Below are 12,487 nucleotides of genomic sequence, written 5' to 3' on the forward strand. Positions count from 1 at the left end.
TGATCGTTACGCGCGAACGGCTCGAAGACCTCTGCAGCAAAGTCTTCCAACTCGCCACGCACAGATGCAAGTTCCTCCGGAGTCACATGCCTTCAACGACACTCCAGACCCACAGGACACGCATCGTCAACACCGACCTGACCAAGCCCTACTAGGGCGTGTATCGAATGTGCTGGTTGCCAACGCGATACTGCCGACGGACGCCCCGAAATCGCATGCGATCTTCGCCCAGTCATGCTGGGATCAATCGCTATGAATGATCATTCCCTCAACGAAGCCGACTTGATGGACAGGATGGAACGGAACCTGGCGGAACATGCCTGTCACCTGCACCGGAGTATGGCCGGTGCGACCGTCACAGATGCTGGTGACCTCCTGGTCGCGGACAGCGGCCTGGACGACGACACTTTCAACATCGTTGCTGCGGCCCGCTTCACCGCCGCCGACGCTACGGCACGTATCACCGAGACTGCTGGGACGCTGGCTCGCACCGGCCGTCGTTTCTCCTGGTGGGTGGGGCCCGCCTCGACACCACAGGACCTCACCACCCGCCTAACGGCGGCCGGTCTGCCGGCATCCGAACGCGAGACGGCGATGTGGGCCGAACTGGACGACCCCCTGCCACCGCCTGCCGCCCAGGGACTGGACATCCAGAGGGTGGCCACGCCCGAACAGCTCGCCGACTACACCACGGTTCTTGCCGCGAACTGGAACCCGCCCGCCGAAACCGTCCGCCGCTTCTTCGCCCAGGCCGCCCCGCAGGCACTGGCCGCGCAGTGCCCGGCCCGGTACCTGGTCGGCTACGTGGAGAACCGTCCGGTCTGCTCCGCCGAAGTGTTTCACCACGCGGGAGTCGCCGGCATCTACAACATCTCCACCCTGGCCGCCCACCGCCGACGCGGCTACGGTGGCGCCATCACGCTCGCGGCACTCCGCACGGCCCGCGACCGAGACCACCGCATCGCAGTCCTGCAGGCATCAGCCGACGGCGAGCCCGTCTACCGCCGCCTGGGGTTCCGCTCCTGCGGCCAGTTCACCGAACACGCCATCAACCCCTGAACCCCAGCATTCCAGTGCCCCTCCACCCGCCTTTCCTGAGAGTGCTGGTCACAACCACTCGTTGATAACCGCTACGAGGACGGTGGCCTCGTAGCGGACAGCGAGCTTGTCGTATCGCGTGGCGACAGCACGATGTCTCTTGAGGCGGTTGATCCCGCACTCGACCGCATGGCGCTTGCGGTAGTCCGCCGGGGCGAAGCGCGGCGGACTACCGCCGCGGGGGCCGAGCTTCTGGCGGTTGCGTGCCTCGTCGGCCTTGTCCGGGATGGTGCAGCGGATCCTCCGACGGCGCAGGTAGTACCGGTGGCGCCAGGCCGAGCCTGGGCCGTGCGAACGGCGCCGTCGGAGTGATTCGACCGCTGCTCGGCCAGGCCGGGGGACAGTCGTTTCGCGTCCCGGTGGGCAGCGCGCGTCGAGCATGCCGACCAGTGAGGGATCGCGACGGTATGACGCTACCGGAGGTCGACTGGTCGGCCGTGTCACCGCCTCCGCTATGAAGTGCCGCTATGAAGTGGCGGTAGGTTCCAGGCAGGTGGCGCCGTCGGTGAGCTGGGCGAGTGCGGCCAGGACCTCGTCGCGCGTGCGTAGTCCGGAGAAGAGCCATTCGGCATCGAAGGTGCTCAGGCCGAGTTCCGTGCGGGCGATCTGGACGAGGTAGCCGGAGACCTTGCCCGGCTGGTAGGCCAGGACGGTGTCCTCATGCGGGGGCTCGCCGAGTCGCACGATGGTGTAGCCGGTGAAGTGGGCGGCGAATCCGGCGACGCACAGGGTGGTGCCGCAGCCAAGGCGGGCGCCATCGGTGAGGCTGTCGCCCGGCGCCAGGACGTCAACGCCGTCGATGTAGAACTGCTGGTCGTGGTGGTGGGGGCGTTCCGTGATCGTGGTGTGGATTCGGGCGGCGAGCACAGCGTTGGGCTTGTCCATGAAACAGGGATTCCCTTTCGGAAGGTGTGGTGTGAGGCGGCCCGTGGAAGCGGAGAGATGGCCGCCACGCGCCGGGTGCTGTCCCGCACGTGACTGGACGGGGGGGCACCTACCGCACCCCCGGTACCGGCGCCACGCACCGGAACGGTGGGGTGTCGGCCCACGCCACTGGGCCTTCACGAGCCTCTGGTGTACAGGCGCGCCGGGCTGGTCTCGCGGAGTCAGCCGACGGCGTTCTCGGCGCTCCGTCTGGCAGCCTCCTGCCACCAAACGGTGCGCAGCGCCGCGTCCCGGGCCACCATCGCGCACTGTCCGCGCTGCACACCCATACCGCCTGTCAGAGGGGTGTACAGGTGTGGAACGGCCGGACGCAGCAGTTCGCTGTATTCCTGGCTGCCGAGGAAGATCACGTCGGCGTCGAACAGACCGTGGCCGGCGGTGTGCTCGGCCATCTTCTTCTCGGTGATCGCTCGTTCGTCGCCCAGGGGCACGTCGTACGGGTGCAGCGGGCGGTCGAGCGGGACGAGCCCGTGGAGAGCGGATGCTATGAGGATGAGGTTCCGGTGGGTCAGGGCATCGGCCGCGAGACGTAGCGAGCGATGATAGCTCCCCGTGTAGAGCTCTCCGGCGGGCCACCCGTGCCGCTGCCCCTCAGGGATCGGCTTCTTCTCTGACCCGCATGCAATGATCACCACCTTGCGACGGTGCACGTCGATGTTCCCGCGCATCCGGGCGTAGGCGCGGCCAGCCGGAGTCAGGTGTAGCGAACCGCGGTCCGGCCCCCCGTCGGTGTCGCCGTGGTGCCACGGTTGCGGGTAGGACGCGGCGTACCCGGCAGCGTGGACTCTGGCGAGCGTGCGTCCGTTGAACCATGGCTCGCCATTCCAATACGCGCGGTCATCGCGCCCGGCAACGAGCTGGTCTGGGCGCTGTGCGGCGGTGAGCACCGCTTCGTGCTGCTTGGCGGGCAACTTCGGCGGGATCGTCGGCGCGTCCGAGCCCGCGCCGCGGCCGGGGTTCGCCTGCCGCCAGGCGTCCAAGGCCGCCCAACCGTCCTCGGTGATCCGGTGGGTACCGCCGTCGCCGCGGTGCGGGACGACCAGGCCGTCGGCTTCGAGCTTGGCGAGCGCAGCGGTGTGTCCGGAGACCACGCCGCTGTCGTTGCTGTGGAGGATCCGTGCCCCGGTGGGGCTGAGCGAGGCCATCTGGGTCTGTTCCTTCCGGCCCGGCCGGGCTTTCCGGCCGGGCAGCGAGGTGAAGTGGTCATCAGGCGTGGGTACGGCCCGTTCCGCAGACGATCTGCTGGATGAACCGCACCGGCCGACTCAGGGCCGGCGGTTCTGCGTCGGCGGGAATGAGCTTTCCCGGTCAGCAATGAGCCAGGGCCACGGTGAGGTCGATCTCCCGGCCGCGCGCGATCTCGGCGGCGCTGACGCAGATGCGGTGGCCGCCGACGGGGTAGCTCGGGTGGTCGGAGTGCACAACGATGCAGTCCCAGGAGCCGGAATTGCGTTTGTGCGGCAGCCGCTCCTCCTTGATGCCCTCGGGCAGCGAGTCGCCGTGGAACTGGAAGGGCACCACGACGATGGTGTACCTCTGCTCAGTGCGCGGCGGCTTCCAGGGCAGCTGCACGAGCCGGTCCTGCGGCCGCCCGGGAATCGTCTCCGGCAGTGTGGCCAGGTAGTGGTTGATCGAGCCCTGGGGAGCCTGGGCCAGGCGCTCGCGCTCCTGCTCCTCGGTCTCGATGAACCCGATTCGTTCGAGGAATCCCATGGTGATCAGTGCTCCTTCGCTCAGTTCCGACGGCTCGTGGGCAGCACGAAAACGGACTTTGTCCGCGGGTGTGCGCCCGGAGGGGTGTGGACAACGTGGTCTGCCACGGCGTCACTATGGGATGTGACGCGGACGACGGGGGTGATGCGGTGGCAGCCGAAGGCCACGACTGGTGCTGTGGCTTTCACGCCCCGCCGGCGCAGCTGGCCGAGGGCGGAAGGCGAGATACTCCTGTGCGAAGCCGCTGATCGCGCGTACGCAGTGCCGAGGACAGGCCGTCGAGCTGGTGGCTCCCCGGTATGTCGGGGTCACGCGAATGGGGTTGCTCAGCAGAAGTTGAGCGCGTACTGCGGCGGGGCCTTCAGCACACTCGCCACCGGCGTCCGCTCCGCCTCGTTCACCGGGTTCTCGATGTTCCAGAGGTACTTGTATGCCTCGCAGGAGACGAAAGGCGGGGCCACGGTGACGCGTGTCGTCATCGGAGAACGGCGGCACGGGAGGCGAACTCGCTGAACGGAAGACCGTTCTCGGTCCGGTAGTCGACGATCCGGGGGGCTTCGAACCCACCAGTGGAGTGGCTGACCGGCACACTCCGGAGTTCGGTGACGGTCCCGACCTCAAGCTCGACACCGTCGTCATCGGCAACGGGCCGGGGAACGGCAATCCGTTGACCGACTACGAGAGGTATGCCCACAACGTCGTGGACGAAGCCAGGGATCTCGCCCGCCTGGTCCTCCGCGGCGCGGACGCCGCGAATGTGTTCGGTGAGCCCCTCTCCCTACATTGCGATATCCGCGACACTGGTTTCAAGGTGATCCAGTAGTCTGCGAGTTTGAGCGTCGCGGCCTGCATGACGCCGATGGCGAACGGGCCAGGGCCCAGGGCCGCCGCCGCAGCGCGCAGGGTGTCCGTCGTGGTACCCATGGTCAGCGTATTTCGCTGTAGCCGCACTCGGGGCACGTGTGCGTAATGTCCTTGCGGGCACGAGCCCGGCCGACGGACAGGCTGTCGGACTCCATGGGTGTTCCGTCATTGGGGCAGGTCATGTTGTCCATGGCGATCTCCAGACGTGGCGATGGCGTTCTTCATCGCCAGATCCGGATCAGCTCCGCTGACTCCCTGACTACGCTGTACCGCCGGTGCACGGATGCCTCGGCCGTTGGTTCACCCTGCGGAGGTGATCAAGCCGGGGATCGCGTTCGGGACTTGGGCGCGCTGATCACCAGGGAGGCGAACGGTCCTCGGCGGCCCATTGCCAACCGGCTGAGTGCCAATCTGGCGTCGGCGATCATTTGGCACCGCCCGAACGCTGGTTCTGCGTCTCGGTGGCAAACACGTCCATCGGAGACACGCACTCATCGCGTGCTGACTCACCTTGCGGCCCATTCTGGCGGAGCGGGGCGAGCACGGGGTCGTCCTCCGCAACCCCGTTGGCCACGGCCATCTCCGCGTAGTCGTCGTACAGTTCAACACCTTCGGGCACGATCGGCGTCTTGATGCGTCCCGACTCCAGCAGCTCCTGAACGCGCCGGTTCCCGGAGGCGCCGCGCAGTAGCCAGCCAGCGCAGGCCTGCGGCGCTTCAACGCTGGAGGAGTGGCAACCGAACCGTCGCGTGCTGTCGGGATAGGACGTTGACGCGGATAGGCGGAATGCCTCCGCAGGAAACGCGCTGAGGGCCGCATCCCACCGCCAGGGGCATCGTTCCGTACCTGCGCATGGACTGCGCTGGGCAGCGGGAGGCCCCTGGTATTCCAGCGAAGTCACTCCCCAGAGAGCATCCGCCGGCCGTTGCCGGGAGACCGTGGTGCCCATCGCCTCAGCCGCGGACCTTCGTGGGCTTCTCGCGGGAAGTGAGAGAACAATGGCTGGCCCGCACCTCCGTTGAAGAAGCGACGTGTCATCCGTCGTAGGTGAGGTGGGCCTGCCAGACGACTCCGACGGCGCCCGGGCCTGGTGTCGGCGCAAGCACAGGACGGCTATGCACGAGCAGGTGCCGTGCGACCACCATGAGTTCAGAGACCACCAGGCTTCGATGCACAGAATGCAGAACCCGCGTCCGGTCGTCGCCTGCCCCGGCCGTGGAGGCATTAGACCAGGGGAAGCGAGTGGCCAGGGCATTGTCTGGGCCCTCCACCGTGATCCCGGACTCGTCGGCACACAACCTCTGCCCAGGCAGCGTGCCGATATCGGCCAGGTAAGTCACATGGTCAGCAATCGGTGCTGAGACAGGGCCTCGCGGCCGGTCGATGCTGTCATCGTGGCCATACGCGAGCCACAACACCACTTGCCCATTGCCGTCCGGGCCGGTCTCTTCGTCATCTGGCAGATCGGGAGCACGGCGATGAGGCGGAAAGACCTGCTCGCCACGGAAGGTGAACCACTCGCCCACCTCGTGAACGGCGAGTGTGGCGATTGCATAGTGGGCTTGGGCCACCGCGAGCGCGAGCACCATCTTGTCGCTGGCACCGGTGGCACACGCCGCAACGAGCATGTCGTCTGCCCAGCAGTCGAACCAGCGCAACTGGATCTTCTGTCGGTGAGGATCCGTGACGTCGGGAGCTGTGAACACGACGCGAGGGTTGAAGGCGTCCGGAGCTATACCGGCTTCGGACCACGTCAGGTGAACGTCGCGGCAGTTGTACGAGATGTCCGCGAGCAGCCCGGCAAGGCGGTCACCGTGCCTTTCTACGGCTGTACGCCGACAGGGCGGGCACAGAATCTCTTCGAAGGCCAACCGCGACACACCGCACACACAGGTCGCTGCTTCACGAGCCGCCGGCGGCACGTACGGCACCAGTGGCAGCATGGAGAACCTCCTGAACAATCTCGTCCGGTCCCCCGTCAACATTTTCCTGTTGCTGGTGCGGGGAGGCCGACGACGTGCATGATGCCATCACCGATGGCTTTTTCGACCGCGGGGAGTTCCACCACGGCGTCATCGGGGAAGAGCCGGACGCGCCGGGTCTGCATGGTCCAGTAGTCGAGCGGGCCGGTCAGCGGCCGGATCTGCATTGGTGCAGGGGCAGGGGCCGTTCCCACGCCGAGGCGTCACCGGGGCCCTGGGTGCTGGCGGTCAGTTCAGCAGGAGGTCCTGGTGGAGTGTGCCGCAGGTGACATGCATCTGCGTGACGTGGGCAATGCTGCCGATCCGGCATCCGTCAGGCAGAAAGACGGGGGCGCTATCGTCAGAGTGACTCTCGCGCGATCTCCGCGATCGCCTCGACCCAGGTCTCTTCGAACTCGTTGAAGTAGTCGGCGACGGCGGCGCGGTCTTCCTCGTCGAGGTCGCTGTAGGACCGGAATTCGTCACCGCTGATGCGGCAAGCGTCGAGGAGTTCATGTCTCCGCTCCAGCACCCAGTCGTGGTGGGCGTAAGCGTCCGGGCCGACCTCAAGGTTGATGTCGTCTCCATCGCGGGAGATGTAGATCACGGGCTCTTGGGCGTTGCTGACGATGAGTGCGATCAAGTCGTTCAGCGTGACCTTGGGGAGCGCGGCGCGGTTCATGTTGGTCCTCCTTGGGTCCGGATCGAGTCGCGGGCCGAAGGTCGCGAGAAGCGCTGACCGGTCAGCCGGTGCCGCCCGGCCCGCTGTGGCGGGCGAGGGCGGCACCGGCCTTGGCGGGGCTCAGGCGTCCTCGTTCTTGAGGCCGAGGTAGATGCCACCGGCGGCACCGGCTATCTGGCTGACGTCGGGCTTTGGGCTGCCGGCGACGTGGCCTCTGAGTCAGCAGAGTCCGGCGGCGCGTCCGGGTCGGAGCCCTGAGGCAGGTGCGCCCACCAGATCTTGGTGGCGAGCGTGATCACCGTGTGGGTGGTGTCGGAGTCCGGGTCCCACAGGGCGTAGTAGCCCTCGTCAGTGTATGTGATGTTGACAGGCACGGACTGTGTCGGACCGGTGGAGCGGGCTCCGCCCTTGCCTCCGTACAGGATGCGGGTGGTGTGGCTGCGGGCCTTTACCCCGGGGACGTCACGGAGTTCGGTGTTGAGCCACTTCCCCGGCTCCGGTTCCGGGGTGTGTTGCACGGAGCCCGCGTCCGCGAAGAGGGCGGTCCAGGTGGTGCGCTCGGCGGGGTCGGTGCCCCTCGCGCCGATGCACAACCGGATCGCCTTGGCCGGCGTTCCGTTGCGCCGCGCGGTGACGAGCTTCGGTTCGGCGAGCAGGTAGCCGGTGCGGGTGACCTCGTGGCCACGGGTGTCGGAGCCGGTGGCGGTGACATGGTCTCCGGCCGAGAAGCCGTTGACCATCTTCTGGAGTTCTTTCTGCATACGTACATTCCTCCGTCTAGGAGTCTGAGCGAGCTCATGCTCGGGGATGTCGATGAGAACGGTGAGCTGCGGAGCGTGCAGGGTGCCTTCGCAGACCGCGCAGTCACATTTGTGGATGCAGCGGCGGCAGGTGATGTCATCGCAGAACGGGTCGGGGCCGTGGCGGTGACCGGTATCGGGTTCTTCGCAGCCCCAGCTGGCACAGGACCGGTTCCCCGACTTCGGGAAGACCCGGTGCTCGGGGGTCAGTCCGTGAGCGAGCGGTGCGCCGGGGCAGGCGAACTTTGACCGGCGGGCTGCGGCTTCGCCGGGCCAGGCCGCGCGGCATGCGGTGCACTGAAGGCGGCCCTCCGGGCGCAGACGCGGGGTGTGCTTCATCGGCAGCTGTCTTTCAGCGAGCCGTCGGCGGGAAGCGGCCGTAGGGATCGAGGATCAGTTCGCCCTCAGTCAGGTATCTGGTGAGGTCGGGGGGGTGGGTCGCAAGACCACCGAGACCATGGCCGCGCAGGACGTCTGTACCGACGACGTAGTGAGGGCGGACGATCAACTCGCCCACGATGAGCTGGTGAATGCGAGAGCTGCCGTAGCGGAGTGGGTGCGCGGGGCTGTCGACGCGACTGGCTCCGACGAAGGAGACTGTGTCGTCGGCGACGTTCTGTACGTACATCCAGGCGGGTACGTGATGGGCGTGAGGATCCTGCTGGAGGCTGGCCAAGACGTGTTGGCCAGGGTGGAAGCCGGGCATCGGTGAACCCTGTTCGTCGGGAGCAAGGTGGGCTTGTTGGTGGTCGCCGGGTGGGGCGTATCCATGGTTGCGTTGTGCGCTCCAGGCCCTGGAGCGCAAATCCGGGACCTCCGAGTCCGCCGCCGGATCAGCTCTGCTGATCCCCCGCCGGCCACATGCGCCCGGGAAAACAGAGCAAGCGCAGTTGGACTTGAGTTCATGTGGCTCGGCGGCATTTGCGGACGGCGTCCGCGACTTGAAGTTCCCGCCTTCGTGAAGCTGCCGGTACAGCATGTTCAGGTCCGGCGCCCTCGTCTGGTCCGATCAGCGCGATACGACGGTGGTATCCCCTCAGACTCGTTGAGGGGGCATGGGCACCACACCGTCGTTCTTCGGTCACCGGCGCAGGTCGGCGACCATCTGGATCAGTGGCAGATCCCTGCACCCCACTGCGGAGTTGTACAGGGTCAGAAGCCGGGCCAACTGCGTTCGGGCCGCAAGGTCGCCGACGGTCGGGGTGTTGTGGTGCAGCACGTGCAGAGCGTCGTCGATGACGTCGTCGGGCTGTGGGTTATGGAATGCGTCGCGGACCTCGCGGAGGCCGGGCTGGTCGGCCAGCCACGTCATCGCCTCGGCCATCTGCCGACGAGCGAGCCCGGGGGTCTTGTGCGGGACCGGGGGCAGGTGGAAAAGGAGGCTGTGCCCTGGCTTCCCGGCGAGGGCCGACAGCCACCCATTCTTGACGTACCCCCACCACATGTCAGGCAGATTATGGACACCGAGGGCGAGCGCTACTCCGTCGGGGACGTCGGTGTGGTGCTGGACGCGGGTGACCCGTTCGAGGAGTTGGCGTACCGCTGTGGGTATCGCCCTTGGGTTGGACTCCATGCGTCGTGCGATCACGACCGGATCCAGATTGCTGTGCCCCCGCGATTCGCAGGGGGCAATCGGCTCCCAGCCGCGGACGCGGACGTATCCGTCCGCGACGAGGGGGTGAATGGCGCGGCCGTCCGGCTCCGGATTCTTGGGCGGCGCGTCCGCGGGGGTCGGACGGTCGGTGTACTGGGCCAGGTAGTCGCCGGCCTGCAGGGCCAGGCGTGCCAGTTCCCACTCCTTCGGCCTTTCGAGGCAGGAGTCGGAGCTGTATCCCCACAGGGTCAGGGCGGGAGAGAGTTCAGGCGTGTGCATCGCTGTTCCTTCGAACGGGCTGGGTGGGGTTATGCGTCCGGCAGAGGCCACCCCCGCGGGGGTGGGGAACAGGTGAGGCAATGGTACGCATGGTGCGGAGGTGTTCAGCGGAGATCGTTGCGATAGCTGCAACTTGGTCGGCGGGTGGCCTTCGTCTGGACTTCGGCGGTGGGGTAGTGGACCGCTCGGTGCACGGTCGGACCGGGTTTGAGGGTGCTGTCGACATTTCAGCGTGGCATCTGCTTGCGGGCGGAATCGGGGGCGATTCCGAGGTGCTCGGGCACCTCGTCCGCGATCAGGAAAGGGTGCCGGACGAGGTCTTTGTCGTCTGGCACCAGCGCGATGAGGGTTTCGCGGGCGCGCTCAGCGACACCGGCGGCCTGGCGAGCAGCTTCTTGCGCGGCCTCGGACACGGCAACGGCTTGTTCGTACTCCAGACGCCGTTCGTGCACGGTACTCGTCCAGGCATCGAGGTGCGACTCGGTGATCTCACAGCAGGGCCCACGTGGGGACTTTGTGCCCAGAGAATCGAGTACTGTCCGCGCCGAGCGTGGTCAGGTGATAATGGGCGAGCGGGTCCGGAGTCGTGCTGTTGACGCGCGAGTGGCTTTCGATGCGCAGGGTGACGCCTCCTCGCTTCCAGACGCCCGGCGTGCCGGGAGAGGTGCCGACTGCCTGCATCACCTCGGCCCGGAACTGTTCGACGGGAGACACATGGGGCGGTGCTCCGGGATCAGGCAGAGTGTGCTCGGCGGCAACGGTCCAGAACCGGTCTGCGGGTACGTCATCGATGCCGTCGACGCCAGGACCGCGCAGATCCACGACGATGGCGTCGATGTCGTAGTTCTCAGCATATTCCCCGAGGGCTCGCTCGACGCTGTCGAACAAGTCACTGATCACGGATCCTCCAAGATATGTCGGTGAACACCCGAGTCCCCTGTGCCCCACGTGGGGCACAGGGGCGATCCAGGAACCACTCCCCCACTGGGGAGGCGGTGGTCAGCGCGGGTTTCGGCCCCGGCGCCGCGATGTCCTGGTCCATGGCGGGTCGGACCGGCAGATGAGAGAGCCTGGCTGAGAAAAAGAAGATCCCTGTCCGAGCAGCGCGAAGCTTCTCGGACAGGGATCACGTCGTGCGGCACGGTATTCGGTTGCCGGTGTCCCGTTGCCGGGATGCGCCGCCCTGACCAGTGCCGCCGGGAGGCGGCCACATCCGCGCGACTCTCGTCGTCCGCGGTGGGTTCCCTCCTGGGGCACCGGTTGTCTCGGCCGGCCGGACTCACCCGAAGGGGAACTGCTCGTCCTGGACGGCGCTTGCGACGGCGGCGGGGGCCTGGGCGTGCAGCGCCCGGTTCTGCGCCTCGGCATCCCTCACACGCTCACTCAGGCGAGCCTGGGTCACCGAGCGCGGCTCGACGAAGGTGATGCCCTCGACGACGACTTTCACGTCGAAGACCTCGGAACCGTTCTTGGTGTAGTGGTCCATGCGCAGCGACGTGCTCAGCGCCACCAGGTCGCCCTTGTGGATGTTGTCGAACGGGCCGGTGCCAGGGGTTGTCGCACGGACGAAGGCCTCGACCGGGATGGCGTCGGACTGACGCTCACCGGCGGCGTTCGTGAAGTTGCGGTCGGCGAAGACGGTGAACATGACCTTCTTGGAGCCGTCCCTGTTCTTGAAGACCTTCGGGTCGTTCGCGAGGCGGCCCAGGAGGTTGCCGTTGTTACGGGGGTTCGACATGGTGTTTTCTCCTCGTATGCACGAAAGCGCGCGGGCAATGTCATTGCTCCGCGCGTGGATTGGGTAGGTCGCGTATTCGGTTGTCTGCCAGAATCCCATCCGGATCAGCTGTGCTGATCAGACGGTGATTCTTCATCGTGAGCCCCGAATCAGCTCTGCTGATCGCGTGCTCTGCTATGACGAGTTCCGAATCGGCTTCGCCGTTTAGACTCGCCTTCTTCGCTGGCATATCGGCTGTTCCCTGGACAGACCACCGGCACGAAGCCCGGATGTCCCGCGGCTCAGCTCTCAGTCGGCAGGCCCTGACGGTGCGACCGGATCCGGGACGCCCTCGGCGGCCAGCCACTCGATCTCTTCGAGACCGAGCCCGTTCAGACCGGCGGCTTCGACCATGTACGGAAGTCGGTCGCGGACACGGCGGATGGGGGCCTCGTCGTTGTTCCTGTAAGCGTTGAGGTCGAACACGGCGCAGAGTGTGGCGGGGTGGTCGTAGCGGGAGAGCGCGTGCACCAGCCGGTACTCATCCCCGTAGCGGTCGAAGGCTGCAGCGTGAGCAGCTTCTTCCTGAGCCTGACGCTCATCGATGCGGACTTGCTCGCGTGAGCGGCGGTGATCTTCGGCGGCCTGCTGACGGCGAAGGTAGGCGGTGGCGTTGGCGACGGGGATGACACCAGCGCCGTCGCACTTGTAGCACAGACCACCAATGCGTCTGTGCGGGACGTGGCGGTAGATGTCGAAACCCTGCTTGCCGTTGCACTTGGGGCAGGTGACGTACTCCTGCTCGCGTTCCTGCTGCGCCATGCGATTCACCTT

Annotated in this window: 17 protein-coding genes; 3 read left to right on the forward strand and 14 right to left on the reverse strand. The window is 66.7% G+C overall.

Going from position 1 to position 12,487, the window contains the following annotated elements; all coding sequences use genetic code 11:
- Positions 1 to 294 precede the first annotated feature (294 nt).
- Positions 295 to 1,059: a GNAT family N-acetyltransferase gene (locus ACFC79_RS34575; RefSeq protein WP_376248828.1), complete on the forward strand. Its 765-nt coding sequence runs from the start codon at positions 295 to 297 to the stop codon at positions 1,057 to 1,059.
- A gap of 504 nt (positions 1,060 to 1,563) precedes the next feature.
- On the opposite strand, the gene ACFC79_RS34580 is transcribed toward ACFC79_RS34575, so the two are convergent.
- The 4 genes from ACFC79_RS34580 to ACFC79_RS34595 form a co-directional block, all read right to left on the reverse strand.
- Complete coding sequence (locus tag ACFC79_RS34580) at positions 1,564 to 1,983, reverse strand: hypothetical protein (protein ID WP_376248743.1); 420 nt, start codon at positions 1,981 to 1,983, stop codon at positions 1,564 to 1,566.
- A 221-nt stretch (positions 1,984 to 2,204) separates the two neighbouring features.
- Positions 2,205 to 3,188: a DUF6884 domain-containing protein gene (locus tag ACFC79_RS34585; protein WP_376248746.1), complete on the reverse strand. Its 984-nt coding sequence runs from the start codon at positions 3,186 to 3,188 to the stop codon at positions 2,205 to 2,207.
- Positions 3,189 to 3,351: 163 nt separating this feature from the next.
- Positions 3,352 to 3,756 (reverse strand): hypothetical protein, encoded by a 405-nt coding sequence (locus ACFC79_RS34590; protein WP_376248748.1) that lies wholly within the window; start codon positions 3,754 to 3,756, stop codon positions 3,352 to 3,354.
- A gap of 326 nt (positions 3,757 to 4,082) precedes the next feature.
- Positions 4,083 to 4,235 (reverse strand): hypothetical protein, encoded by a 153-nt coding sequence (locus ACFC79_RS34595; protein WP_376248750.1) that lies wholly within the window; start codon positions 4,233 to 4,235, stop codon positions 4,083 to 4,085.
- A gap of 95 nt (positions 4,236 to 4,330) precedes the next feature.
- On the opposite strand from ACFC79_RS34595, the gene ACFC79_RS34600 reads away from it, so the two are divergent.
- Positions 4,331 to 4,579: a hypothetical protein gene (locus ACFC79_RS34600; protein ID WP_376248752.1), complete on the forward strand. Its 249-nt coding sequence runs from the start codon at positions 4,331 to 4,333 to the stop codon at positions 4,577 to 4,579.
- A 465-nt stretch (positions 4,580 to 5,044) separates the two neighbouring features.
- Here ACFC79_RS34600 and ACFC79_RS34605 read toward each other — a convergent pair whose 3' ends face one another.
- The 5 genes from ACFC79_RS34605 to ACFC79_RS34625 form a co-directional block, all read right to left on the reverse strand.
- Positions 5,045 to 5,521 carry a DUF6283 family protein gene (locus ACFC79_RS34605; protein WP_376248755.1) on the reverse strand — a complete coding sequence of 159 codons (477 nt, stop codon included), beginning with the start codon at positions 5,519 to 5,521 and terminating at the stop codon, positions 5,045 to 5,047.
- Positions 5,522 to 5,654: 133 nt separating this feature from the next.
- A complete protein-coding gene (locus tag ACFC79_RS34610) occupies positions 5,655 to 6,563 on the reverse strand; it encodes a hypothetical protein (RefSeq protein ID WP_376248758.1) in 909 nt (302 codons plus the stop codon).
- A gap of 35 nt (positions 6,564 to 6,598) precedes the next feature.
- Positions 6,599 to 6,769 (reverse strand): hypothetical protein, encoded by a 171-nt coding sequence (locus tag ACFC79_RS34615; RefSeq protein WP_376248760.1) that lies wholly within the window; start codon positions 6,767 to 6,769, stop codon positions 6,599 to 6,601.
- A gap of 173 nt (positions 6,770 to 6,942) precedes the next feature.
- Positions 6,943 to 7,263, reverse strand: a complete 321-nt coding sequence (locus ACFC79_RS34620) for a hypothetical protein (protein ID WP_376248763.1) — start codon at positions 7,261 to 7,263, stop codon at positions 6,943 to 6,945.
- Positions 7,264 to 7,433: 170 nt separating this feature from the next.
- Entirely contained in the window at positions 7,434 to 8,024 is a 591-nt protein-coding gene (locus tag ACFC79_RS34625; protein WP_376248766.1) for a hypothetical protein, read from the reverse strand.
- Positions 8,025 to 8,520: 496 nt separating this feature from the next.
- Here ACFC79_RS34625 and ACFC79_RS34630 point away from each other — a divergent pair, with 496 nt between their 5' ends.
- Positions 8,521 to 8,775 (forward strand): hypothetical protein, encoded by a 255-nt coding sequence (locus tag ACFC79_RS34630; RefSeq protein WP_376248768.1) that lies wholly within the window; start codon positions 8,521 to 8,523, stop codon positions 8,773 to 8,775.
- A 369-nt stretch (positions 8,776 to 9,144) separates the two neighbouring features.
- On the opposite strand, the gene ACFC79_RS34635 is transcribed toward ACFC79_RS34630, so the two are convergent.
- From ACFC79_RS34635 to ACFC79_RS34655, 5 genes are all read right to left on the reverse strand, one after another.
- The gene (locus ACFC79_RS34635; protein ID WP_376248771.1) at positions 9,145 to 9,936 is read right to left on the reverse strand and encodes a hypothetical protein; all 792 of its coding nucleotides are present in this window, start codon (positions 9,934 to 9,936) and stop codon (positions 9,145 to 9,147) included.
- Positions 9,937 to 10,163: 227 nt separating this feature from the next.
- On the reverse strand, positions 10,164 to 10,388 hold the full coding sequence (locus ACFC79_RS34640) for a hypothetical protein (RefSeq protein WP_376248772.1): 225 nt from the start codon (positions 10,386 to 10,388) through the stop codon (positions 10,164 to 10,166).
- Between the two features lie 37 nt (positions 10,389 to 10,425).
- Entirely contained in the window at positions 10,426 to 10,836 is a 411-nt protein-coding gene (locus tag ACFC79_RS34645) for a hypothetical protein (RefSeq protein ID WP_376248774.1), read from the reverse strand.
- 379 nt (positions 10,837 to 11,215) lie between these two features.
- The gene (locus ACFC79_RS34650; RefSeq protein ID WP_376248776.1) at positions 11,216 to 11,674 is read right to left on the reverse strand and encodes a single-stranded DNA-binding protein; all 459 of its coding nucleotides are present in this window, start codon (positions 11,672 to 11,674) and stop codon (positions 11,216 to 11,218) included.
- 288 nt (positions 11,675 to 11,962) lie between these two features.
- Positions 11,963 to 12,475 (reverse strand): hypothetical protein, encoded by a 513-nt coding sequence (locus tag ACFC79_RS34655; RefSeq protein WP_376248777.1) that lies wholly within the window; start codon positions 12,473 to 12,475, stop codon positions 11,963 to 11,965.
- Between the last annotated feature and the right edge of the window lie 12 nt (positions 12,476 to 12,487).

This window comes from Streptomyces sp. NPDC056061 (genome assembly GCF_042266885.1).
In the GTDB taxonomy this organism is placed as follows: Bacteria; Actinomycetota; Actinomycetes; order Streptomycetales; family Streptomycetaceae; genus Streptomyces.

Excerpts from the sequence above, each read along its gene's own strand:
- ACFC79_RS34590 (WP_376248748.1), bottom strand. The coding sequence starts at position 3,756 with ATGGGATTCCTCGAACGAATCGGGTTCATCGAGACCGAGGAGCAGGAG.
- ACFC79_RS34635 (WP_376248771.1), bottom strand. The coding sequence starts at position 9,936 with ATGCACACGCCTGAACTCTCTCCCGCCCTGACCCTGTGGGGATACAGC.
- ACFC79_RS34610 (WP_376248758.1), bottom strand. The coding sequence starts at position 6,563 with ATGCTGCCACTGGTGCCGTACGTGCCGCCGGCGGCTCGTGAAGCAGCG.
- ACFC79_RS34575 (WP_376248828.1), top strand. The coding sequence starts at position 295 with ATGGAACGGAACCTGGCGGAACATGCCTGTCACCTGCACCGGAGTATG.
- ACFC79_RS34620 (WP_376248763.1), bottom strand. The coding sequence starts at position 7,263 with ATGAACCGCGCCGCGCTCCCCAAGGTCACGCTGAACGACTTGATCGCA.
- ACFC79_RS34655 (WP_376248777.1), bottom strand. The coding sequence starts at position 12,475 with ATGGCGCAGCAGGAACGCGAGCAGGAGTACGTCACCTGCCCCAAGTGC.
- ACFC79_RS34630 (WP_376248768.1), top strand. The coding sequence starts at position 8,521 with ATGGCCGCGCAGGACGTCTGTACCGACGACGTAGTGAGGGCGGACGAT.
- ACFC79_RS34580 (WP_376248743.1), bottom strand. The coding sequence starts at position 1,983 with ATGGACAAGCCCAACGCTGTGCTCGCCGCCCGAATCCACACCACGATC.
- ACFC79_RS34650 (WP_376248776.1), bottom strand. The coding sequence starts at position 11,674 with ATGTCGAACCCCCGTAACAACGGCAACCTCCTGGGCCGCCTCGCGAAC.
- ACFC79_RS34585 (WP_376248746.1), bottom strand. The coding sequence starts at position 3,188 with ATGGCCTCGCTCAGCCCCACCGGGGCACGGATCCTCCACAGCAACGAC.
- ACFC79_RS34595 (WP_376248750.1), bottom strand. The coding sequence starts at position 4,235 with ATGACGACACGCGTCACCGTGGCCCCGCCTTTCGTCTCCTGCGAGGCA.
- ACFC79_RS34615 (WP_376248760.1), bottom strand. The coding sequence starts at position 6,769 with ATGCAGATCCGGCCGCTGACCGGCCCGCTCGACTACTGGACCATGCAG.
- ACFC79_RS34625 (WP_376248766.1), bottom strand. The coding sequence starts at position 8,024 with ATGCAGAAAGAACTCCAGAAGATGGTCAACGGCTTCTCGGCCGGAGAC.